Here is a 502-nt window from a genome sequence, read left to right as displayed (position 1 = left end):
ATCAGCACACGGCTCCTGCACGATCGGGTTGTTCCCCGCAGTCGAACCGTCCCGGTTGCTCACACACAAACCGTTGAACGCACTACGGATCAGATACCGATCACTCGAACTCCCCGACGCCGTGAACGACCACGTCTGGTTGCTACTCGCCCCACACGTCCACTGCCACAACTGCACACCCGACTCAGACGAATAGTTCGGCACATCCACACAACGCCCACTGTTGACGTTGACCAGACCGAACCCACCACCCTGAGCCGTCACCCGAAACTGCTGACCGCCGGCACCCGCATCACACGAGACCTGCGTCAACACCCCCGCGTTACCGGTCGACGCACCCGCCACATTCACACACTTGCCACTGGACGCACTCGCCAACGTGTAGACACCAGCATCCACCGGCACCGCCGCCACCGACGGCGACGCCGACATCACTACACCGACAACCGCCACCGGCGCCGCCATCAACACCGCGCCGAGCAGAGCGACACGACGCCGCTTC

1 protein-coding gene is annotated in these 502 nt (G+C 63.3%); it reads right to left on the bottom strand.

The annotated features are described in order from the left end of the window. On the bottom strand, nt 1-502 hold a 502-nt coding region (locus tag AC507J_RS32340), incomplete at both ends, for an RICIN domain-containing protein (protein ID WP_496294368.1).

It is taken from the genome of Micromonospora sp. PRAS1 (assembly GCF_059553435.1).
The sequence above is the reverse complement of the archived record's forward strand: the minus strand, read 5'-3'. Positions and strand labels throughout refer to the sequence as shown.